The 21,930-nt window shown below is 68.0% G+C and carries 19 protein-coding genes; 10 read left to right on the top strand and 9 right to left on the bottom strand.

Going from position 1 to position 21,930, the window contains the following annotated elements; genetic code table 11:
* Nucleotides 1–193 precede the first annotated feature (193 nt).
* The 7 genes from rho to AC0KUR_RS24155 all read left to right on the top strand — a co-directional run bounded on the left by rho (nt 194) and on the right by AC0KUR_RS24155 (nt 8,235).
* Nucleotides 194–1,456, top strand: coding sequence for a transcription termination factor Rho (rho, locus tag AC0KUR_RS24185; RefSeq protein WP_006478662.1), 1,263 nt, complete (start codon nt 194–196; stop codon nt 1,454–1,456).
* A gap of 125 nt (nt 1,457–1,581) precedes the next feature.
* A complete protein-coding gene (locus AC0KUR_RS24180) occupies nt 1,582–2,082 on the top strand; it encodes a MerR family transcriptional regulator (protein WP_034188648.1) in 501 nt (166 codons plus the stop codon).
* On the top strand, nt 2,079–3,635 hold the full coding sequence (locus tag AC0KUR_RS24175; RefSeq protein WP_200086430.1) for an MFS transporter: 1,557 nt from the start codon (nt 2,079–2,081) through the stop codon (nt 3,633–3,635). The genes AC0KUR_RS24180 and AC0KUR_RS24175 overlap by 4 nt, the downstream gene beginning before the upstream one ends.
* 38 nt (nt 3,636–3,673) lie before the next feature.
* The gene (locus AC0KUR_RS24170) at nt 3,674–4,507 is read left to right on the top strand and encodes a M90 family metallopeptidase (RefSeq protein WP_034188650.1); all 834 of its coding nucleotides are present in this window, start codon (nt 3,674–3,676) and stop codon (nt 4,505–4,507) included.
* A gap of 157 nt (nt 4,508–4,664) precedes the next feature.
* A complete protein-coding gene (locus AC0KUR_RS24165) occupies nt 4,665–4,928 on the top strand; it encodes a type B 50S ribosomal protein L31 (RefSeq protein ID WP_034188651.1) in 264 nt (87 codons plus the stop codon).
* Between the two features lie 110 nt (nt 4,929–5,038).
* Entirely contained in the window at nt 5,039–6,871 is a 1,833-nt protein-coding gene (locus tag AC0KUR_RS24160; RefSeq protein WP_473376505.1) for an ArnT family glycosyltransferase, read from the top strand.
* Nucleotides 6,872–6,873: 2 nt separating this feature from the next.
* Nucleotides 6,874–8,235 (top strand): MATE family efflux transporter, encoded by a 1,362-nt coding sequence (locus AC0KUR_RS24155; protein WP_034188653.1) that lies wholly within the window; start codon nt 6,874–6,876, stop codon nt 8,233–8,235.
* Nucleotides 8,236–8,246: 11 nt separating this feature from the next.
* Here the strand turns inward: AC0KUR_RS24155 and lipA are convergent, their stop codons facing one another.
* From lipA to AC0KUR_RS24125, 6 genes are all read right to left on the bottom strand, one after another.
* Complete coding sequence (lipA, locus tag AC0KUR_RS24150) at nt 8,247–9,212, bottom strand: lipoyl synthase (protein WP_473376504.1); 966 nt, start codon at nt 9,210–9,212, stop codon at nt 8,247–8,249.
* A 2-nt stretch (nt 9,213–9,214) separates the two neighbouring features.
* On the bottom strand, nt 9,215–10,330 hold the full coding sequence (locus tag AC0KUR_RS24145; RefSeq protein WP_473376503.1) for an acetoin dehydrogenase dihydrolipoyllysine-residue acetyltransferase subunit: 1,116 nt from the start codon (nt 10,328–10,330) through the stop codon (nt 9,215–9,217).
* A gap of 4 nt (nt 10,331–10,334) precedes the next feature.
* Nucleotides 10,335–11,339 (bottom strand): alpha-ketoacid dehydrogenase subunit beta, encoded by a 1,005-nt coding sequence (locus AC0KUR_RS24140; protein WP_034188656.1) that lies wholly within the window; start codon nt 11,337–11,339, stop codon nt 10,335–10,337.
* Nucleotides 11,340–11,393: 54 nt separating this feature from the next.
* Complete coding sequence (locus AC0KUR_RS24135; protein WP_034188657.1) at nt 11,394–12,377, bottom strand: thiamine pyrophosphate-dependent dehydrogenase E1 component subunit alpha; 984 nt, start codon at nt 12,375–12,377, stop codon at nt 11,394–11,396.
* A 76-nt stretch (nt 12,378–12,453) separates the two neighbouring features.
* On the bottom strand, nt 12,454–13,230 hold the full coding sequence (locus tag AC0KUR_RS24130) for an SDR family NAD(P)-dependent oxidoreductase (protein WP_473376502.1): 777 nt from the start codon (nt 13,228–13,230) through the stop codon (nt 12,454–12,456).
* Nucleotides 13,231–13,289: 59 nt separating this feature from the next.
* A complete protein-coding gene (locus AC0KUR_RS24125; RefSeq protein ID WP_301741472.1) occupies nt 13,290–14,348 on the bottom strand; it encodes an ATP-NAD kinase family protein in 1,059 nt (352 codons plus the stop codon).
* 519 nt (nt 14,349–14,867) lie between these two features.
* On the opposite strand from AC0KUR_RS24125, the gene AC0KUR_RS24120 reads away from it, so the two are divergent.
* Nucleotides 14,868–16,784 carry a sigma-54-dependent Fis family transcriptional regulator gene (locus AC0KUR_RS24120; protein WP_034188660.1) on the top strand — a complete coding sequence of 639 codons (1,917 nt, stop codon included), beginning with the start codon at nt 14,868–14,870 and terminating at the stop codon, nt 16,782–16,784.
* Nucleotides 16,785–16,803: 19 nt separating this feature from the next.
* On the opposite strand, the gene AC0KUR_RS24115 is transcribed toward AC0KUR_RS24120, so the two are convergent.
* Nucleotides 16,804–17,238, bottom strand: coding sequence for a carboxymuconolactone decarboxylase family protein (locus AC0KUR_RS24115; RefSeq protein ID WP_034188661.1), 435 nt, complete (start codon nt 17,236–17,238; stop codon nt 16,804–16,806).
* Entirely contained in the window at nt 17,222–17,683 is a 462-nt protein-coding gene (locus tag AC0KUR_RS24110) for a MerR family transcriptional regulator (protein ID WP_034188662.1), read from the bottom strand. The genes AC0KUR_RS24115 and AC0KUR_RS24110 overlap by 17 nt, the downstream gene beginning before the upstream one ends.
* A gap of 286 nt (nt 17,684–17,969) precedes the next feature.
* Here AC0KUR_RS24110 and AC0KUR_RS24105 point away from each other — a divergent pair, with 286 nt between their 5' ends.
* On the top strand, nt 17,970–18,581 hold the full coding sequence (locus tag AC0KUR_RS24105) for a ComEA family DNA-binding protein (RefSeq protein WP_034188663.1): 612 nt from the start codon (nt 17,970–17,972) through the stop codon (nt 18,579–18,581).
* An 88-nt stretch (nt 18,582–18,669) separates the two neighbouring features.
* Nucleotides 18,670–19,101, top strand: a complete 432-nt coding sequence (locus AC0KUR_RS24100; protein ID WP_034188664.1) for a YidB family protein — start codon at nt 18,670–18,672, stop codon at nt 19,099–19,101.
* Nucleotides 19,102–19,218: 117 nt separating this feature from the next.
* On the opposite strand, the gene clpB is transcribed toward AC0KUR_RS24100, so the two are convergent.
* Nucleotides 19,219–21,816 (bottom strand): ATP-dependent chaperone ClpB, encoded by a 2,598-nt coding sequence (gene clpB, locus AC0KUR_RS24095; RefSeq protein ID WP_034188665.1) that lies wholly within the window; start codon nt 21,814–21,816, stop codon nt 19,219–19,221.
* Between the last annotated feature and the right edge of the window lie 114 nt (nt 21,817–21,930).

Below are 21,930 nucleotides of genomic sequence, written 5' to 3'. Positions count from 1 at the left end.
ACGGGCAGGCTCACGGACGTGTTGTCAGCCGGCAACACGTCCGCCGCCAAGCCGCCGATCGCTCGCTCAAGCGCGAATCGGCCTATGCTAGAATTAAAAAACGTCGACAAGACGCATTTAAGTCTCTGAGCGCTTCCGCTCGCCCTCCTCCCTTATTTCTTTCGTCGCTTCTCCTCCCTGGCGGGTTCTCCGTATGCATTTATCCGAGCTCAAGTCTCTGCACGTCTCCGAACTGATCGAAATGGCCAATGGCCTGGAGATCGAAAACGCGAACCGCCTGCGCAAGCAGGAGTTGATGTTTGCCATTCTTAAAAAGCGCGCCAAGACGGGAGAGACGATCTTCGGCGACGGTACGCTCGAAGTGCTGCCGGACGGCTTCGGTTTCCTGCGCTCGCCGGAAATGTCGTATCTCGCCAGCACCGACGACATCTACATCAGCCCGTCGCAGATCCGCCGCTTCAACCTGCACACCGGCGACACCATCGAAGGTGAAGTCCGCACGCCGAAGGACGGCGAGCGCTACTTCGCGCTGGTGAAGGTCGACAAAGTCAACGGGCAGCCGCCCGAGGCCTCGAAACACAAGATCATGTTCGAGAACCTCACGCCGCTGCACCCGAACAAGCCGCTGTCGCTCGAGCGCGAAATGCGCGGCGAAGAAAACGTCACGGGCCGCATCATCGACATGATCGCGCCGATCGGCAAGGGCCAGCGCGGCCTGCTCGTCGCGTCGCCGAAGTCGGGCAAGACCGTGATGCTCCAGCACATCGCGCACGCGATCAAGCAGAACCACCCGGACGTGATCCTGTTCGTGCTGCTGATCGACGAACGCCCTGAAGAAGTGACCGAAATGCAGCGCTCGGTCGCGGGCGAGGTGATTGCCTCGACGTTCGACGAACCGGCCACGCGCCACGTCCAGGTCGCCGAAATGGTGATCGAGAAGGCCAAGCGCCTCGTCGAAATGAAGCACGACGTCGTGATCCTGCTCGACTCGATCACGCGTCTCGCCCGCGCGTACAACACCGTGATCCCGGCGTCGGGCAAGGTGCTGACGGGCGGTGTCGACGCGAACGCACTGCAGCGTCCGAAGCGCTTCTTCGGCGCGGCGCGCAACATCGAGGAAGGCGGTTCGCTGACGATCATCGGCACCGCGCTGATCGAAACCGGCAGCCGCATGGACGACGTGATCTACGAAGAGTTCAAGGGCACCGGCAACATGGAAGTGCACCTCGAGCGCCGTCTCGCGGAAAAGCGCGTCTACCCGTCGATCAACCTGAACAAGTCGGGCACGCGTCGCGAAGAAATGCTGATCAAGCCCGAGATCCTTCAAAAGATCTGGGTGCTGCGCAAGTTCATCCACGACATGGACGAAGTCGAGGCAATGGAATTCCTGCTCGACAAGATCCGCCAGACGAAGAGCAACTCCGAGTTCTTCGACCTGATGCGTCGCGGCGGCTGATCGCCCTCGCCTCGCAAAACGGCCGCCCGCGCATCCAGCCCGGCGGCCGTTTTTTCGCCTCAACCTGAACGTGGACGTACAGGTTGATCTATAATCGCGTCATCGTCCCGCCCCTCCGACGCCCGATGCCGAACGACACCTCCCCCGCACTGCTGACCGTGAGCGACGCCGCATCGCGGCTCGGCGTCACGCCGCGCACGCTGAAATATTACGAAGAGCGCGGGCTCGTCACGCCGTCGCGCAGCGAAGGCCGCTACCGCCTCTACGACGAAGCCGATCTCGAGCGCTTCGCGCGCATCCTGCGGCTGCGCGCGCTCGGCTTCTCGCTGCACGGCATCACCGAAATGCTGAAGCGCCCGCTGGAAGAAACGGGGGACGGCCGGCGCCGCTATTCGGACGCGTCGCTGCGCGACATCCGCACGGGCCTCGCCGAACAGATCGACACACTCGACCGGCGGATCGCGGCCGTCCAGCGCGAACTGAAGGAAGCCGTCGCACTGCGCAAGGAACTGCAGCACGACATCGACTACGTCGAACGGCGCCTCGCCGGCGAAAACCCCGACGCACTCATCGCGCAGCGGCGGGCCGAAGCCGGCACGCGACGCCCCCGCAAGGATCGCGAATGAACGCGGTGCCCGGCCGAGCGCCGCTGTGGAGCCGCGCCAACCTGCGCACGGACCTGTTTCCGTGGGCGCTCGCGCTCGTCACCGGCATCGACTATTTCGACAACGCGGTCTTCTCGTTCTTCGCGAGCTACATCGCGGGCGGCATCAACGCATCGCCCGACGAACTCGTCTGGTCGTCGAGCGCGTACGCGGTCACGGCCGTGCTCGGCATCCTGCAGCAGCAATGGTGGGTCGACCGGCTCGGCCATCGCCGCTACGTCGCCGGCTGCATGCTGATGTTCTCGTGCGGCGCGATCGCGTCGGCGCTCGCCGACACATCGCTGCAACTCGCGTTCGCGCGCGGTTTCCAGGGGTATTTCATCGGCCCGATGATGGGCGCCTGCCGGATCCTGATCCAGATCAGCTTCAAGCCGCAGGAACGGCCGCCCGCGACGCGGGCGTTCCTGATCATGATCCTGCTCGGCAGCGCGCTCGCGCCGATCGTCGGCGGACTGCTCGTCGCGCATTCGACCTGGCGTGCACTGTTCGCGTGCACGGCACCGGCCGGCATCGCCTTCGCGATCCTCGCGCTGCTCACGCTGCCCGACTCGGGCCGCACGCCCGACGACGAACGCGGCTCGGGACACTTCTGGCCGTACGTCGTATTCGCGCTCGCGCAGGGCGCGCTGCAGATCGTGCTGCAGCAGGTGCACTACCAGCTCTACAGCGGTTCACCGATGCTGATCCTGCTGACGATCGCGGGAGTCGGCGCGCTCGCGTGGTTCGCGTATCACCAGTGGAACCACCCGACGCCGCTCGTGCGGCTGCATGCGTTTCGCGAGCGGACCTTCCAGGTCGGGCTGCTGCTCTACATGTTCTATTACTACGAGACGACGGGGTTCAGTTACCTGACGTCGCGCTTTCTCGAAGGCGGGCTCGGCTATCCGGTCGAGAACGCCGGCCGCCTGGTGGGCACGATGTCGCTGATTTCGGCCACCGCGCTGTTCGCGTACCTGCGCTACGCGAAACTCGTCGCGCACAAGAAGTGGTTCGTCGTGCCGGGGTTCGCGATCGCCGTCGCGGCCGCGCTATGGATGACGCGCATGACGCCGCAGGTCGGCGAGGCCGCGCTGATCGTCCCGCTGCTGCTGCGCGGGCTGCTGCTGCTCTTCATCGTGCTGCCGGTCGCGAACCTGACGTTCCGGATCTTCGCGATCGACGAATACACGCACGGCTACCGGCTGAAGAACATCGTGCGGCAACTGACGATCTCGTTCGCGACGTCGTCGGTGATCATCGTCGAGCAGCACCGCGTCGCCGTGCACCAGACGCGGCTCGTCGAGCGTGCGAACGTGTTCGACCCGCTGTTCCAGCAGACCACCGACGCGCTGACGCACAGCTACGCCGCCGCCGGCCACGCGCTGAACGAGGCGCACGCCCTCGCGATCGCGTCGATCGCGCGAATGGTCGCGCAACAGGCATCGTTCCTCGCATCGCTCGACGGGTTTTACTTCCTGGCGGGCGTCGCGCTGGTCGGCGGCGTCTTCGCGGCATGGCAAAAAGAGATCGATTGAGTTAAAAGACAGGCTTTGGATTATCGTCAGCCGTCTCCATGCTTTCAAAACTGACCCGCTGGTTCGACGACCGCCGCCGCGACCGCGCGCTGCGCAGCCACCCGATCTCCGACACGCTGTGGCAGGACACCGTCGAGCGCCTGCCGTTCCTCGCGGCGCTGGCGCCCGACGCGCTCGGCCGGCTGCGCGAGCTGACGAGCCTGTTCATCGCGAAGAAATCGTTCTCGACCGCGCACGGGCTGGCGCTGACCGACGAGATGATCGTCGCGATCGCCGCGCAGGCCTGCCTGCCCGTGCTGAATCTCGACCTGTCGCTGTACGACGGCTGGGTCGGCGTCGTCGTGTATCCGGGCGAATTCGTGATCCGCAAGACCGTGCAGGACGAGGACGGCGTCGTCCACGAGGTCGAGCAGGACGCGAGCGGCGAGGCCTGGGAAGGCGGGCCGGTGATCCTGTCGTGGGAAGACGCGCAGATGACGGACGGCCGGGACGCGTACAACGTCGTGATCCACGAATTCGCGCACAAGATCGACATGGTCAACGGCGCGGCCGACGGTTATCCGCCCCTATTTCGCCGCTGGCACGCGCCGCACCTCGACGCGCAGGCCTGGGCCGACGTGTTCGAACACGCGTACGACCAGTTCTGCGCACGCGTCGACGCGGTGCCGGACCGTGCATGGGCGCGCTTCGAGCGGGACTCGCTGATCGATCCGTATGCGGCCGACCACCCGTCGGAGTTCTTCGCGGTGTGCAGCGAGGCGCTGTTCGTGCGGCCGAAAGCGTTCGAGTCCGAATTTCCGGAGCTGTACCGGCTGCTCGCGCGTTACTACCGGCAGGATCCGGCCGGCACCGGCGCACTCGACGCACCGTGAAAATTATTCGTCAACCATCTGATTTTCTGGCATAATCGCCGTTTTTCGACCTTAGGCAAGTGGCTCGCGCCGGGCTTGACGTCAACCGAATCGCGCCAGTTTGGGCGGCAAGGCACGGCAAGCGGCGGGTTGGCTACCGCTCTCACCAAGGAAAATCATGAAACCTGGCATTCACCCGGACTACCGCGAAGTCGTTTTCCAAGACATGTCGAACGGCTTCAAGTTCATCACGCGCTCGACGATCCAGACGCGTGAAACCATCGACCACGAAGGCAAGACCTACCCGCTCGCCAAGATCGAAGTGTCGTCGGAATCGCACTCGTTCTACACGGGTCAGCAAAAGATCATGGACACGGCAGGCCGTGTCGAGAAGTTCAAGAACAAGTTCGGCGCACGCGCCAGCGGCAAGATCGCGAAGTAAGCTTCGCATCGGCATCGCACAAAAGGGCAGCCCAGGCTGCCCTTTTTCGTCTCTGCTCGCCCGGAAGCGTCCGGGCATCGACCTGACGCGGCGCGGCCGGCGCGTCTACAATGCCGGATGCTCGAAACCGGCTCGCCCGCGCGCAACCGCGCCAGGCGCCCGCCCATAACAAAACGCTCATCTGCATGAAGCCTGTCGTCCGTCTCACCGCCTCCGCCACGCGCGCGCTCCCGCGCTGGCTGCTGCTCACGCTCTGCCTCGTCTACGCGGCGTTCGGCCTGTTCGGCCGCGACCCGTGGAAAAACGAGGACGCGGCGGGCTTTGGCGTGATGTGGACGATGGCCAAGGGCAGCTGGCACGACTGGCTGCTGCCGAACCTGGTCGGCAAGTTCATCACGACCGACGGACCGCTCGGCTACTGGCTCGGCGCGCTGTCGATCCGCGGCCTCGGCCCGTGGGTCGATGCCAGCAACGCGTCGCGCATCGACACCGGCGTGCTGTTCTGCGTCGCGTGCGCCTTCGTCTGGTACGCGGCCTACCTGCTCGGCCGGCGCGCCGAGGTACAGCCGTTCAAATACGCATTCGGCGGCGAACCCGAGCCGCGCGACTACGGCCGCACGCTCGCCGACGGCGCGCTGCTGGTGCTCGTCGCGTGCTTCGGCCTCGCGGAACGCGGCCATGAAACGACGCCGCAGCTCGCGCAGTTCGCGTGGATCGCGATGCTCGTGTACGGAATCGTGCGCGGCATCGACAAGCCGCTGCAGGGCGCGCTGTGGTGGGGCGTCGCGATCGGCCTCGTCGCGCTGTCGGGCAACCCCGTGCTGGTCGCCGCGCTGCTCGCCGGCACGGCCGCGCTGTGGCTCGTCACGCCCGAGATGCGCAACCTGCGCCTGCCGCTGGTCGGCGTGCCGCTCGCGGCCGCGATCTTCGCGCTGTGGCCGCTCGCCGCCTTCGTCGCGGCGCCCGACGACGCCGCCTGGTTCTTCAACCAGTGGATCCACGGCAGCCTGATGCGCTTCTCGGGGCCGCCGACCGCCGTGCTCGGCTATGCGGCGAAGAACCTGCCGCTGTTCACGTGGCCGGCGTGGCCGCTCGCGATCTGGGCCTGGTGGAGCTGGGCCGGCATGCGCCGCCGCGCGCACATCGCGATTCCGCTGTCGGTTGCCGTGCCGCTCGTCGCGCTCGTGATCCTGCAGAGCCAGCAGTCGAACCGCATGTACATGCTGCTGCTGCCGCCGCTCGCGGTGCTCGCGACGTTCGCGCTGCCGACCCTCAAGCGCGGCGCGATCAATGCGATCGACTGGTTCGCGGTGCTGAGCTTCACGATCCTCGGCACCTTCGTATGGCTCGTATGGCTCGCCTCGCTCACGGGCTTCCCGCATCCGCTCGCACGCAACCTCGCGCGGCTCGTGCCCGGCTACGAACCGCATTTCAAGATCCTGTCGTTCATCTGCGCGGTGATCGTCACGGTGTGCTGGTGCTTCCTCGCGCGCTGGCGCATCTCGCGACAGCCGAAGGTGCTGTGGCGCAGCGTCGTGCTGTCGGGCGCCGGCACCACGCTGATGTGGGTGCTGCTGATGACGCTGTGGCTGCCGATCGTCAACTACGGCCGGACCTATCGCGATGTCGCGCAACAGATCGCCGTGCACCTGCCGTCCGACTACGAGTGCATCTCGCCCGTGCGGCTCGGCGATGCGCAGATCGCGACCTTCGCGTATTTCGGCAACATGCACTTCGACTTCTCCGGCGACTGCGACGTGATCCTGCGCCAGGATCGTTCGGACTTCGGCGAGCCGAGCGCGATGTCGCAGTATGTGTGGCGCCTCGTGTGGGAAGGCCGCCGCGTCGCCGACCGCGATGAGCGCTTCCGCTTGTACGAGCGCATCGAGCGGCCGAAGACGCCCGTCAAGCGGCGTCCGGCGCGCCGCCAGGCGGCCGATTGACGATGTTCGGCGACATCCGCCGGATCGTCGGTCTCGCGTGGCCGGTGCTCGTCGGCCAGCTCGCGATCATCGCGTTCGGCGTGATCGACACCGCGATGGTCGGCCGCTACTCGGCCGTCGATCTCGCCGCGCTCGGGCTCGGATCGTCGATCTACGTGTCGATCTATATCGGCCTGACGGGCATCCTGTCCGCGCTGCAGCCGATCACCGGGCAGTTGTACGGCGCGCGGCGCTATGCCGAAATCGGCGAGGAAGTACGCCAGGCGCTGTGGCTCGCGCTGCTGCTCGCGATTCCCGGCTTCCTGCTGCTGCATTTTCCCGAGCCGCTGCTGCGCATCGCGCATGCGCCTGCCGCGCTGCACGAGCGCACCGTCGACTACCTGCGCATCCTGTCGTACGGGCTGCCCGCCAGCCTCGTCTTTCGCATCTACAACGCGCTGACCAACGCGGCCGGCAAGCCGCGGCTCGCGATGATCCTGCAGATCGGCGCGCTGCTGCTCAAGTTTCCGCTCAACGTGTGGTTCATCTTCGGCGGGTTCGGCGTGCCGGCCCTGGGCGGCCCGGGCTGCGGGCTCGCCAGCACGCTGATCAACTGGGCGCTCGCGCTGATCGGCTACACGCTGCTCGCGAAGCTCGACGTGTTCGCGCCGCTCGCGATCTTCTCGCGCTTCTGCTGGCCCGTCTGGGCACGCCAGAAGGCCATCCTCAAGCTCGGCGTGCCGATGGGCCTGTCGTACCTGATCGAGGTCACGTCGTACACCTGCATGGCGCTGTTCATCGCGCAGTTCGGCACGACGACGCTCGCCGGCCACCAGATCGCCGGCAACATCGGCGCGGTGCTGTACATGACGCCGCTGTCGATCGGCGTGGCGGCGTCGACACTGGTCGCGCGCGCGCTCGGCGCCGGGCGCCCGGAAGAAGCGCGGCTGCTCGGCCGGCACAGCGTGATGTTCGCGTGCGGCGTGGCGGCCGCCTACGGCGTGCTCGTGTTCACGCTGCGCCCGCTGATCATCGGCGGCTATACGCCGAACCCGGCCGTCGCCGCGGCCGCGATGCCGCTCGTCGCGATCGTCGCGTGCTACCACTGCTTCGATGCGCTGCAGGTCACGTCGGCGTTCGTGCTGCGCGCGTACAAGGTCGCCGTCGTGCCGACCGTGATCTATGCGGTCGCGCTGTGGGGCATCGGCCTGAGCGGCGGCTACGTGCTCGGCTTCGACGTCGGCGGCATCGCTCCCGCATGGCTGACGGGCGCGCGCGGCTTCTGGTTCGCGAACACCGTCAGCCTGATGCTCGCGGGCGCCGGGCTCGTGCTGTACCTGCGCCGCGTGAGTCGTGCGCACGCCTCCGCCGCCACCGCCGCCTGACGCACGGCCCGCTACGCGTCCTCCAGCACGTCGGCCGCGTGATATGACGACCGCACGAGCGGGCCGGCGACGACTTCCCTGAAACCGAGTGCGAGCGCCTCGCCGCGCCACGCGGCGAACGCCTCCGGGCTCACGTAACGCCGCACCGGCAGATGGTACGCCGACGGCGCGAGATACTGGCCGAGCGTCAGCACGTCGACGTCATGCGCGCGCAGGTCGCGCAGCGTGTCGCGCACTTCGTCGTCACGCTCGCCGAGCCCGAGCATCAATCCCGACTTCGTCACCAGCCCCGGCCGCGCGCGTTTGGCCTGCAAGAGCAGGTCGAGCGAGCCGCGATAGTCGGCGCCCGGCCGCGCCGCGCGATAGTGCGACGGCACCGTCTCGACGTTGTGGTTGAACACGTCCGGCCAGGCCGTCGACAGCGCATCGAGCGCACGCGCCACGCGGCCGCGGAAGTCCGGCGTCAATACCTCGACACCGATGCCGGGCACGCTCGCGCGCACCGCCGCGATGCACGCGGCGAAATGCGCGGCGCCGCCGTCGCGCAGGTCGTCGCGATCGACCGACGTGATCACGACGTAGCGCAGCCCGAGCGCGGCGGCCGCGGCGGCCAGCCGTGCCGGCTCGTCGGGATCGAGCGGCTCGGGACGGCCGTGCGCGACATCGCAGAACGGGCAGCGCCGCGTGCACAGGCCGCCCATGATCATGAAGGTCGCGGTGCGCTGCGCGAAGCATTCACCGATGTTCGGACACATCGCCTCCTCGCAGACGGAATGCAGCCGATGCTCGCGCAGCACGGCGGCCATGTCGGCCACCGCCGCGCTCATCATCGGCCGCGCGCGCAGCCACGACGGCTTCGGCAGCGCCGCGCCGGCCGCGGGCTCGACGCGCACCGGAATGCGCGCGAGCTTGTCGCGGCTGCGCGCGCCCGGCCGGCCGAGCGCCGTGAGGCTAGATCGTTCGGGCGCGGCAGCCATCGTCACGCTCCGAGAAACGCGACGATCAGGCGGTTCACGTCGGCGGCCGCCTCCATCTGCACCATGTGCCCGCTGCCGGCGATCACCTCGGCACGCACGCCGTCAGGCAGGCCCCGCGCATGCTGGGCGGGAATCACCTGGTCGCGCTCGCCCCAGATCACGAGCGTGCGCGGCGCAAGCGTCGCGAGCCGGTCGCGGAACACGCGCCGCTGGGCGGCGCCGTCGAACGCGGCGTTCGCGATCTTCTCCAGTGCGGCCTGCACGCCTTCGAGCCGCTTGTACTTGACGAGATCCTCGACGAGCTGCCGCGTCACCAGCGCGTGGTCGGCGAACAGCGCGCCGAGGTGCGGCTTCAGCGTGTTGCGGCTGTTGCCGGCGACGAAACCGTCGATGTAGGCACGGTTGATGTCGGTGCCGAGCCCCGCGCTCGCGATCAGCGTCAGCGACGCGACCCGTTGCGGCGCGCGCTCGGCCGCCGCCATCGCGACCGCGCCGCCCATCGAATGGCCGATCAGGTGCGCGTGCTCGATGTGCTGCGCATCGAGCAGCGCGAGCACCGTATCGGCGAGTTCGTCGAGGCTGCCCGTATCGAGCGCCTTGCCCGACTCGCCGTGACCGGGCAGGTCGAGCGCCCACACCGGCCGGTGCGCGGCGAGATCCGCGTGATTGAACAGCCAGTTGTTCAGGTCGCCGCCGAAACCGTGGATCAGCACGGCAGGCGTGCCTGCCCCGTCGCCGAGCTTCAGGAAGCGCACAGTGCGGCCGCCGATCTGCGCCTTCTCGGGCTGCGGGCCGGCAGCCTCGTCGGTGGCGGCGCTCGGCACGAAATCGCGCTGGAAGTCGGCGATCGCCGCATCGATGTCGGCATCGCTCGCCTCGGCGGCCGCGACGACGCCGAGCAGCGCGCCGACCGGCAGCGTCTCGCCTTCCTGCGCGACCTGCCGGCGCAGCGTGCCGTCGAACGCGCACTCGACGCCCGACGAGATCTTGTCGGTCTCGACCTCGAGCAGCTCATCGCCCTTCGTCACGCGTTCGCCGATCGCCTTCAGCCAGCCGTTGACCTGCCCCTGCTCCATCGACAGCCCCCACTTGGGCATCGTGATCATGTGAATCGACATCGTGTCAGCTCCTCGTCTTCAGGACCGCCTGCGCAATCGCATCGGCGGACGGGATGTACAGGTCTTCCAGCACGCTCGCGAACGGCGCCGGCGTATGCGGCGCGGTGACGAGCCCGATCGGCGCCTTCAGCGAATGGAACGCGCGCTGCGCGACGAGCGCGGCGATGTCGGTCGCGATCGAGCAGCGCGGATTCGCTTCGTCGACGACCACCACGCGCCCTGTGCGTTCGGCGCTTTCGAGAATCGTCTCCTCGTCGAGCGGCGACGTCGTGCGCAGGTCGATCACGTCGCACTGGATGCCGTCCTTCGCGAGCTTCGCGGCCGCGTCCATCGCGAGATGCACCATCCGGCCGTACGTGACGATCGTCACGTCGTCACCGTCGCGAACCACGTTCGCCTCGCCGAATGGAATCGCATAGGACTCCTCCGGCACGTCGCCTTCGCGCGTATAGAGCAGCTTGTGTTCGAGGAAGATCACGGGATCGTTGTCGCGGATCGCCTGGATCAGCAGCCCCTTGGCGTCGTACGGCGTCGACGGGCACACGACCTTCAGCCCGGGAATGTGCGTGAACAGCGACGTCAGCATCTGCGAGTGCTGGGCGGCCGCGCGCAACCCGGCGCCGTACATCGCGCGAATCACGACCGGCGTCACGGCCTTGCCGCCGAACATGTAGCGGAATTTCGCGGCCTGGTTGAAGATCTGGTCGAAGCACACGCCCATGAAATCGATGAACATCAGTTCCGCGACGGGCCGCATCCCGCATGCGGCCGCGCCGACCGCCGCGCCGATGTAGCCGCCCTCCGACAGCGGCGTATCGAGCACGCGGCCCGGAAACTTGTGGAACAGCCCTTTCGTCACGCCGAGGACGCCGCCCCATGCGTCGTCCTCGCCCGGCGCGCCCGCGCCGCCCGCGTTGTCCTCGCCCATCACGATCACGCTGTCGTCGCGCGCCATTTCCTGCGCGAGCGCTTCGTTGATCGCCTGCGAATAAGTGATCTTCCTTGCCATGTCTGTCTCCTGGAATGTTCGGTTTGCCGTGCCGGCCGCGATGTCAGGCCGCGCTCACGGATACGACACGTAGACGTCGGCCAGCAGGTCGGCGGCATCCGGCACCGGCGCGGCCTTCGCCTGCGCGACCGCGTCGTCGATCAGCGCCTTGACCTGCGCGTCGACCGCGCGCAGGTCGGCCGTCGTCAGCGCTTCGGCGCGCACGACACGCGTCTCGAAATGCTTCAGGCAGTCCTTCTCGTCGCGCAGCTTCTGTACCTCGCCCGGCGCGCGGTAGGTTTGCGCATCGCCTTCGAAATGGCCGAAATAGCGCGTGAACTTCACCTCGACCAGCGTCGGGCCGCCGCCGTTGCGCGCGCGCTCGACGGCTTCGCCGAGCGCTTCGTGCACCGCGAAGAAGTCGAAGCCGTCGACGATCACGCCCGGCATCCCGAACCCGTTCGCGCGGTCGGCGATGTTGTCGGTCGCGACCGACCAGCTCGACGACGTCGCTTCCGCGTAACCGTTGTTTTCGGCGACGAAGATCGCGGGCAGGCGCCACACCGACGCCAGGTTCATCGATTCGAAGATCACGCCCTGGTTCGACGCGCCGTCGCCGAAGAAGCACACGCCGACACCGCCCGTCTTCTTGTGCTTCGCCGCGAGCGCCGCGCCGCACACGAGCGGGCCGCCCGCGCCGACGATCCCGTTCGCGCCGAGCATCCCCATCGACAGGTCGGCGATGTGCATCGAGCCGCCCTTGCCGTGGCAGACGCCCGTCTTCTTGCCGTAGATCTCGGCCATCATCCCGTGCACGTCGACGCCCTTCGCGATGCAATGGCCGTGACCGCGGTGCGTGGTGGCAACGTAATCGGCGAGGCCGAGATGCAGCATCGTGCCGACCGCGGACGCCTCCTCGCCCGCGTACAGGTGAACGAAGCCGGGAATCTCGCCGGTCGCGAATTCGACGTGCAGGCGCTCCTCGAATTCGCGGATCGTGCGCATCAGCCGGTAGGCGTCCAGCAGCGTGTCCCTGCTGAGCTGGGTCGAAGCGGTCATGTGTGTCTCCTGGTAGGTTTGACTGCGAATGCCGCCGCGTCCGTGCCGCGGCGGCGGATTGCACGGCCGGCGGCCGTCAATGGAACGTGAAACCGCCGTCGACGTTCACGGCCTGGCCCGTCACGTTGTCCATCGTCGCGAAGAACAGCGCGAGCCGGCCCATGTCCTCCGGCGTCTGCGCGCGGCCCTGCGGGATCAGCGTCAACTGGTGCCGCTGCCACGATTGCTCGACCGTTTCGCCGTCGGTCTTCCATGCGTCGGACAGCCGGTCCCACATGTCGGTCCGGACGATGCCGGGGCAGATCGCGTTGACGGTCACGCCGTCGCGCGCAAGCTCCTTCGCGAGCGCGTTGGTGAAGCCGACGACCGCGAATTTCGATGCGCTGTAGTGCGCGAGATTCGGAAAACCCTCCTTGCCCGCGATCGACGCGACGTTGATGATCCGGCCGCGACCCTGTGCCTTCAGGTGCGCGAGCGCCGCGCGGCAACCGAGGAACGTGCCCTTCGCGTTCACGTCCATCACGACATCCCAGTCGCGCTCGGTCAGTTCGGCGACCGGATGAATGCTGATCACGCCCGCGCAGTTCACGAGGATGTCGAGCCCGCCGAGTTCGGCGAGCGCCTGCGCGACCATCGCGTCGACCTGCGCGGTCTGCGTGACGTCGACCTTCGCGACCGCCGCCCGGCGGCCGAGCGCACGCACCTCGCGCGCGGTGGCGTCGAGCGCGTCGTCGAGCAGGTCGGCCAGCAGGATGTCGGCGCCCGCGCCGGCAAGCGTCAGCGCGATGCCGCGGCCGATGCCGCGCGCGCCGCCGGTGACGATGGCGACCTGTCCTTCGAGAACGGTTGTCATGACGATGTCTCCTTGAAAATCGTGCTGGATGGCGAAGCGTCCTGCATCAAACCGGATGCTCAGTCGCGCCACGCGCCGGCGCTGCGCAGCAATTGCCGCGACGACGCGTAGCGCAGCGTGCGGCCGACGTCGACCGTCAGCGGTCCGCGCCAGTCGAGCGAGATTTCGTAGCGCTCGCCGCGCGCGACCTCGATCTCGCGCTCGCCGTCGAACGCGAGCGTGCCGCGTTCGAACGGAATCACCTGCCACGTGTCCGGCTCGAGCCGCTCGCAACTGCGCATCACGACGCGATCGACGCGCCCCGGCGCGATCGGCGCGACGAGCGGCGTGCCGGCTGCGTTGCCGGCTTCCGCGAAGCGCATCGCAAGCCCGTGCGGCGCGCTGCGTTCGAGCGGCGCCCACGCGCCGCCGAGCGCGGACAGCCCGATGCCGTCCGGTTCCGCGAAGGTCAGGTAGAGCGCGTCGAGGTCGTCGGACCCGGAGATCGCACGTGCGCCGATGAAGCGCTGCCGCGCGGCGCACACGTCGACGAGCGCGATCTCCTCGCGCCCCGGCTGCGCGCCCGCCGCACAGCGCACGACGAGCCGCTTGTTGCGCACGAACGCGACCTCGGCGGGCACGGCGCCGGTCGCGGCGAGCCCTGCCGCGACGCCGGCGACGGTCGCCTCGCGATGTTCGGGAAACGCATTGTTGGTGCCGGTGGACAGCGCGACGAGCGGCGTCGCGCCGCAATGCGCGGCCACCGCGCGATGGGTACCGTCGCCGCCGAGCACGACGATCAGCGCGACTTCCATCCGGTGCAGGTACGCGGCGCCGGCCTGCGTGTCGGCGACGGTATCGGTGATCGGCAGGTCGACGAACTCGACCTCGGGCCAGCGTTCGTGCGGCGCGACCGCGCGATGCGTGTCGATCGCGCGCAGTAGCAGCGTCGCGATGCCCGTGCGGTCGCGCAGCGTCAGCACGCGCTCGACGCCCATCGCACCGAGGCCGGCCAGCAGGCGCACGATCATGTTCGCCTTCTCGGCCGTCGGAAACACGGATGCATGCGTCGTGAGGCGGCGGATGTCGCGCCCCGATGCGGGGTTCGCGATCACGCCGACGGTAACGGGCGTCGTCACGGGTTCGTCTCCATCCAGTGGACCGGCCATGCCGGCCCGGTCTGTGTCGTCCGCTGCCATCGACGGGCGGCGGATCGTCGTCGCCGACGCGACCGCATCGGCTTGCCCGTGATCTCTGCAAGCGGCGTGCCATCGTCGCTGCGACGACCGCGGAACCCGCGTGCACACTGGCGCGACAGGCAGGCACGCGTTCGCGCTTCGTGACCGTGACGACACGGCACCTGGCGAATCCGCCCGTGCGTCTCACGCAGCCGATGCGACGAAACGATCGCCCCGGCCTCTGCGCTTGCGCGCCGCCCTGCCCGCAAACCTCGCACGCGCGCGGCTCGACGCGGGCGTCGGCCGGCCGGACGGCCACCGTGCGCCGTGCATGCGGATGTCTCACGCGCGCGAGACACGGCGAGCGACCGGTGAGACGAACGTCTCACGCCGGCCGCGTGCTGCGATGCAATGTGATCCGCCGAACGGGATGTGCTACAAGAACATCGCATTCCCCGCCGTACGGAACCGGAGCCGACCATGCCCTACGCCGTTCCCCAGGCCCAGCACGCCGACCGCGTGCTCGGCGCGCTCGCCGGACGCCTGCCCGCGCCGGCCGACTCCGCGCGCCTCGTGTCGTCGTGGCAACGGTCGCTGGAGCGCTACCGTCTCGACCCCGCTTCGTCGATCGGCCCGCGTGTGCTGACCGCGGCCGAGCTGCGCGAAGTGCGCGACAAGGAAGAGGCGTTCCTGCGCGCGTCGGGCCAATGCCTGACGCGGCTGCACGACATGATCCGCGTCGCCGACTACTGCGTGATGCTGACCGACGCGCATGGCGTGACGATCGACTACCGGATCGACCGCGAGCGCCGCAACGACTTCCGCCATGCGGGGCTGCACATCGGCTCGTGCTGGTCGGAAAGCGAGGAAGGCACCTGCGGCGTCGCGAGCGTGCTGACCGATCTCGCGCCGATCACCGTGCACAAGACCGATCACTTTCGCGCGGCGTTCACGACGCTCACCTGCAGCGCCGCGCCGATCTTCTCGCCGGGCGGCGAACTGATCGGCGTGCTCGACGCGTCGGCCGTGCATTCGCCCGACGGCCGCGACAGCCAGCGCCTCGTCTACCAGCTCGTGCGGCAAAGCGCGGCGCTGATCGAGGACGGCTACTTCGTGCACAGCACCGCGCAGCACTGGATCCTGTTCGGGCATCCGAACCGTCACTACGTCGAGGCGCAACCGGAATGGATGATCGCATTCGACGAATGCGGCAACATCGTCGCCGCGAACCGGCAGGCACGCGACACGCTGCCGGCGCTGCGCGAGCCGCGCCACATCGACGAGATCTTCGACGCGACCGAGATGCCGCTGCGCGATGCCGCGCGGCTCGATACGATCGTCGCGCTGCGGCTGCGCGCCACCGGCGCACCGCTCTATGCGCGGTTGCGGGCGCCGCTACGACGCGCGGGCCGCGAGCCCGGCACCGTATCGCGCCGCGCGGGCACCGCGCCGCGCAACGTCGGCGCGCTGACGCCGTTCCTGCACAGCAGCGATGCGCATATCGCGCAACAGGCCGAACTCGCGCTGCGGGTCGCGAGCAAACGGCTGCCGATTCTCGTGCTCGGCGAAACCGGTGCGGGCAAGGAGGTGTTCGCCCGCGCGATCCACGACGCCGGCGCACGGCGCGCGCGGCCGTTCGTCGCCGTCAACTGCGGCGCGCTGCCCGATGCGCTGATCGAGAGCGAACTGTTCGGTTATGCGGCCGGTGCGTTCACCGGCGCACGCAAGCACGGCGCGCGCGGCAAGATCGCGCTCGCCGACGGCGGCACGCTGTTTCTCGATGAAATCGGCGACATGCCGCTCGCGCTGCAGACGCGCCTGCTGCGCGTCCTCGCCGACGGCGAGGTCGTGCCGCTCGGCAGCGATACGCCCGTGCGCGTCGATCTCGACGTGATCTGCGCGACGCACCGCGATCTCGCGCGGATGGTGGCCGACGGGACCTTCCGCGAAGACCTGTACTACCGCCTGAGCGGCGCGACGTTCGAACTGCCGCCGCTGCGCGCACGCACGGACGTGCGCGACGTGATTGCCGCCGTGTTCGCCGAGGAAGCGCAGGCGACCGGCCACGTGCTCACGCTCGATCCGACGCTCGCCGAACACCTCGCCGCGTACGCGTGGCCCGGCAACGTGCGGCAACTGCGCAACGTCCTGCGCTACGCGTGCGCGGTGTGCGACGCCGCGCGCGTGACGCGGCGCGACCTGCCGGCCGAGCTCGCCGCTCAACTCGGCGGTGCTCCGCCGGGCGCACTGCCCGACGACGAACGCGGCCGCATCGTCGCCGCGCTCACCGCGCATCGCTGGCGGCCCGACGCGGCCGCGCAGGCGCTCGGCATGTCGCGCGCGACGCTGTACCGGCGCATCGCGAAGTACCGGATCGTCGCACCGCACCGCGCGTGACGCGCGGGCGCACGCTCCGTCATGCGGGCTGCCCGGCCGCTTCGTTCGCATCGTCCGTCACGCCGGCCGTTTCGTCGCGCCGCTTGAACACCTCGTGCGCGGCAAACAACGCGTTCAGCGCGGCCGGCATCCCCGCATACACGGCCATCTGCATGAACACCTCGACGATCTCGTCGCGCGTGCAGCCGACGTTCAGCGCGGCCTCGATATGCACCTTCAACTGCGGCTGCGCGTTGCCGAGCGCGGCCAGCGCCGCGATCGTCGCGATTTCGCGCGCTTTCAGGTCGAGCTGCGGCCGGCTGTAGATGTCGCCGAAGCTGAATTCGACCAGGAGCCGCGCGAAGTCCGGCGCGATCGGCGCCAGCGCCGCGATCACGCGTTCGCCCGCTTCGCCGTCGATTTCCTTCAGTTTGTTCCAGCCGCGCGTGTAGCGATCCTCAACGAGTCGTTCCATCGTGTCCGTCCTGTTCCGATAAAGAGAGAGAAGGTTTCGCCCGTCGTTCCGTTTCCCGTTCCTGCGCCTCGTAGTACGCGATCTTGTCGCCGATCGCATCGAGGTTCGCCTGCAGCTCCGCGATATGCGCGCGCACCGCGTCGCGATGCGCGACCAGCAAGTCGCGCCGCGCGCCGAACGTCGACTCGCCCTGCTCGCGCAGCACCGCGAACGCCTGGATCTGCGCGATCGGCATGCCGGTCGCCTTCAGGCGCATCACGAAGGCCAGCCCGGCAAGGTCGGCCGGCGCATAGAGCCGGTGCCCGGCCGCCGTGCGCGAAATCGCGCGCAGCAGCCCGGCCTGCTCGTAGTACCGCAACGTGTGCGTCGACACGCCCGTCAGTTCGGCGACTTGCCCGATCGTCAGCGGACCGGCGGAGGAGGATGGGGATACGGTTTTCGACATGGCAGGAACAAGGTTAGGAGTTAGAGTTCACTCTAAGTCAAGCGTGATCGCACGGCCAGCGCGACGACGATCCGCTCGCCCCCGGCGACACCGTAAACAATGGTCAAAAGCGGCGCCCGGCGCGGGTTTCGGCCTTTACAGCACCGCAAGCCTTCAGCAAGATTCAGTCAGCCTGTCTTAAAAAGGGCACGCATTTGTCCTATGCTTAACGGCGACGCCCGGCCACCTCGCGCCCCGCCGTCCGTTGCAACAGCCATTCATCCGTCAGAACCAGGGAGCCTTTGCCATGCTGAAAAAGCTGCTGATGCTGTTCGTCGCGCTGTCGCTGTCGCTTGCCGCCGGCCTTGCCGCGGCCGTCGAAGTCAACACGGCCGACCAGGCCGCGCTCGAATCCGTGAAGGGTCTCGGGCCCGTGAAGTCGAAGGCGATCATCGACGAACGCACCAAGAACGGCCCGTTCAAGGACGCCGACGATCTCGCGAACCGCGTGAAGGGTCTCGGCACGAAGTCGGTCGGGCATCTGGAGGAAAACGGCCTGACGATCGGCGGCTCGTCGACGCCGCCGAAGGGCGTCAAGCTGTCGAAGCCGGCCGCAACGGCACCGGCCACCACGCCGGCCACGACCTCGGCGGGCACCGCGTCGACGTCCACGACCGCGACGGCCGGCACGACGGCTGCGACGCCGGCCCCGGCGGCCAGCGCACCGGATGCGGCGGCGAAGCCGGCCAAGGCGAAGCGCGCATCGAAGAAGGAAAAGGCAGCGGCAGCGGCGGCGGCATCCGCCGACGCGGGTGCGAGCGCCCCGGCCGCCGCGTCGTCCACGAAGGCGACGAAGGGTTCGAAGAAGAAGAGCAAGAAGGACAAGGCAGCCTCCGCCGCCGCGGCGTCGGGCGCCTGATGTGCGCCGCGCGCGCGACGGCGTGCGCGCGGCATTCGTTCAACGGGCGCCGTCGTCACGGCGCCCTTTTCAGTGAAGGTGAAGAACCATGGGTCTCCTCGACATCGTTGGCGGTCTGATCGGCGGCCAGGCCGGCGGCAACTCGCAAAGCGCGCTGATCACCACCGCGCTCGAATTCATCAACAACCAGCCGGGCGGCCTGAACGGCCTGATCGAGAAATTCAAGGCCGGTGGCGCCGGCGACATCATCGGTTCGTGGGTCGGCAACGGCGAAAACCAGCCGATCTCGGCCGACACGCTGCAGAACGTGCTGGGCTCCGACGTCGTCGGCTCGCTCGCGAGCAAGGTCGGCATCGACCCGTCGCAGGCCTCGTCGATCCTCGCGCAGGTGCTGCCGCACGTGGTCAACGGCGCGACGCCGAACGGCGAAGTGCCGGCCGGCGGCCAGGTCGACACGTCGAACGTGCTCGGCACGCTCACGCAGCTCGCCGGCATGTTCGGCGGCAACAAGCAGGGCTGAGCGTCCCGGCCCGCGCGGCGGCCCGTTCGGCCGCCCCATAAGCAAACACCCCGCCGAGGCGGGGTGTTTGTTTTTGCGCGCCCGGCGCGAACCGGGCGGGCAACCGATGGCAGGCGATCAGTGAACGACGCGGTCGAACACGAACTTGCCGTCGTTGACGTCGACCGGAATCACGTCCTTCGGACCGAAACGGCCCGCGAGGATCAGCTTCGCGACCGGGTTCTCGATCTCCTGCTGGATCGCGCGCTTCAGCGGCCGCGCGCCGAACAGCGGATCGTAGCCGACCTTGCCGATCTGTTCGAGCGCCGCCGGCGACACGTCGAGCGCCATGTCGAGCTTCGCGAGCCGGTCGTGCAGGCGGGCGAGCTGGATCTTCGCGATCGACTCGATGTTGCTGCGGTCGAGCGCATGGAACACGACGACGTCGTCGATCCGGTTCAGGAACTCGGGGCGGAAATGCTGCTTCACCTCGAGCCACACCGCGTCCTTGATCTCTTCCTGCGGCGCGCCCGTCATCGCCTGGATCACCTGCGAGCCGAGGTTCGACGTCATCACGATCACCGTGTTCTTGAAGTCGACCGTCCGCCCCTGCCCGTCCGTCATGCGGCCGTCGTCGAGCACCTGCAGCAGCACGTTGAACACGTCCGGGTGCGCCTTCTCGATCTCGTCGAGCAGGATCACGCTGTACGGCTTGCGACGCACGGCTTCCGTCAGGTAACCGCCTTCTTCGTAGCCGACATAACCCGGCGGCGCGCCGATCAGCCGGGCGACGCTGTGCTTCTCCATGAACTCGCTCATGTCGATGCGGATCAGGTGCTCTTCCGAATCGAACAGGAACGACGCCAGCGCCTTGCACAGCTCGGTCTTGCCGACGCCCGTCGGGCCGAGGAACAGGAACGAGCCGTACGGACGGTTCGGATCGGCGAGACCCGCGCGCGAACGACGGATCGCATCGGCCACCGCACTGATCGCCTCGTCCTGCCCGACCACGCGCTCGTGCAGCTTTTCCTCGATGTGCAGCAGCTTCTCGCGTTCGCCCTGCATCATCCGCGACACGGGGATCCCGGTCGAGCGCGACACGACTTCCGCGATTTCCTCGGCGCCGACCTGCGTGCGCAACAGGCGCGGACGCGTCGGGTTGTGCTGCTCCTGCTCTTCGGCCTGCGTGACCTGCTTCAGCTGCGCCTCGAGCTGCGGCAGCTTGCCGTACTGCAACTCGGCGACCTTCTCCAGCTTGCCGTCACGCTGCAGCCTCGCGATGTCCGCGCGCACCTTCTCGATCTCTTCCTTGAGCTGTGCGCTGCCCTGCACCGCGGCCTTCTCGGCGGTCCAGATCTCTTCCAGGTCCGCGTACTCGCGGCCGAGGCGCTCGATCTCTTCCTCGATCAGCTGCAGGCGCTTCTGCGACGCTTCGTCCTGCTCCTTCTTCACGGCCTCGCGCTCGATCTTCAGCTGGATCAGCCGGCGGTCGAGCTTGTCCATCTCTTCGGGCTTCGAATCGATTTCCATCTTGATCTTCGAAGCGGCTTCGTCGATCAGGTCGATCGCCTTGTCGGGCAGGAAGCGGTCGGTGATGTAGCGGTGCGACAGCTCGGCCGCGGCGACGATCGCCGGGTCGGTAATGTCGACGCCGTGGTGCAGTTCGTACTTCTCCTGCAGCCCGCGCAGGATCGCGATCGTCGCCTCGACGCTCGGCTCGTCGACGAGCACCTTCTGGAAGCGGCGTTCGAGCGCGGCGTCCTTCTCGATGTACTTGCGGTATTCGTCGAGCGTGGTCGCGCCGATGCAGTGCAGCTCGCCGCGCGACAGCGCCGGCTTCAGCATGTTGCCCGCATCCATCGCGCCTTCGGCCTTGCCCGCACCGACCATCGTGTGGATTTCGTCGATGAAGACGATCGTCCGGCCTTCGTCCTTCGCGATGTCGTTGAGCACGGCCTTCAGGCGCTCCTCGAATTCACCGCGATACTTCGCGCCGGCGAGCAGCGCCGCCATGTCGAGCGACAGCACGCGCTTGCCCTTCAGCGTCTCCGGCACTTCGCCGTTGACGATCCGTTGCGCGAGCCCTTCGACGATCGCGGTCTTGCCGACGCCCGGCTCGCCGATCAGCACCGGGTTGTTCTTGGTGCGGCGCTGCAGGATCTGGATCGAGCGGCGGATTTCGTCGTCGCGGCCGATCACCGGATCGAGCTTGCCCGCACGGGCCCGCTCGGTCAGGTCGACCGTGTACTTCTTCAGCGCCTCGCGCTGGCTTTCCGCATCCTGGCTATGCACCTGCGAGCCGCCGCGCACCGCGGCGATCGCGGCTTCGAGCGCCTTGCGCGTGAGGCCGTGCTGGCGCGCGAGCTTGCCGGCTTCGCCCTTGTCGTCGGACGCGGCGAGCAGGAACATTTCACTCGCGATGAACGTGTCGTTGAGCTTCTGCGCTTCTTTGTCGGCCTGGTTCAGCAGCCCGGCCAGTTCACGGCCGATCTGGATGTCGCCGCCCGTGCCCGTCACTTGCGGCAGGCGCGAAATGGCTTCGTTCAGCGCGCCTTGCAGCGCCTGCACGTGAACACCCGCGCGCGACATCAGCGAGCGCGCGGACCCGTCCTGCTGCGCGACCAGCGCCGCGAGGACGTGAACGGGTTCGATGTATTGATTGTCGCGGCCTGCCGCGAGGCTTTGCGCGTCCGCGAGTGCTTCCTGGAACTTGGTGGTGAGCTTGTCGATTCTCATTTAGTCGAGACCTCCAATTTTCGATTAACACCAAGATAAGGATGGTTATGCGGCTTTCAAGCCAAATTCGGGTTGATTCAGCGCAAAAATTGCTGGATAGGCCGGAAGCGGCCC

The sequence above is a fragment of the Burkholderia sp. YHN3-13 genome (assembly GCF_055810675.1).
This window is presented reverse-complemented; position numbering and strand designations above follow the sequence as displayed.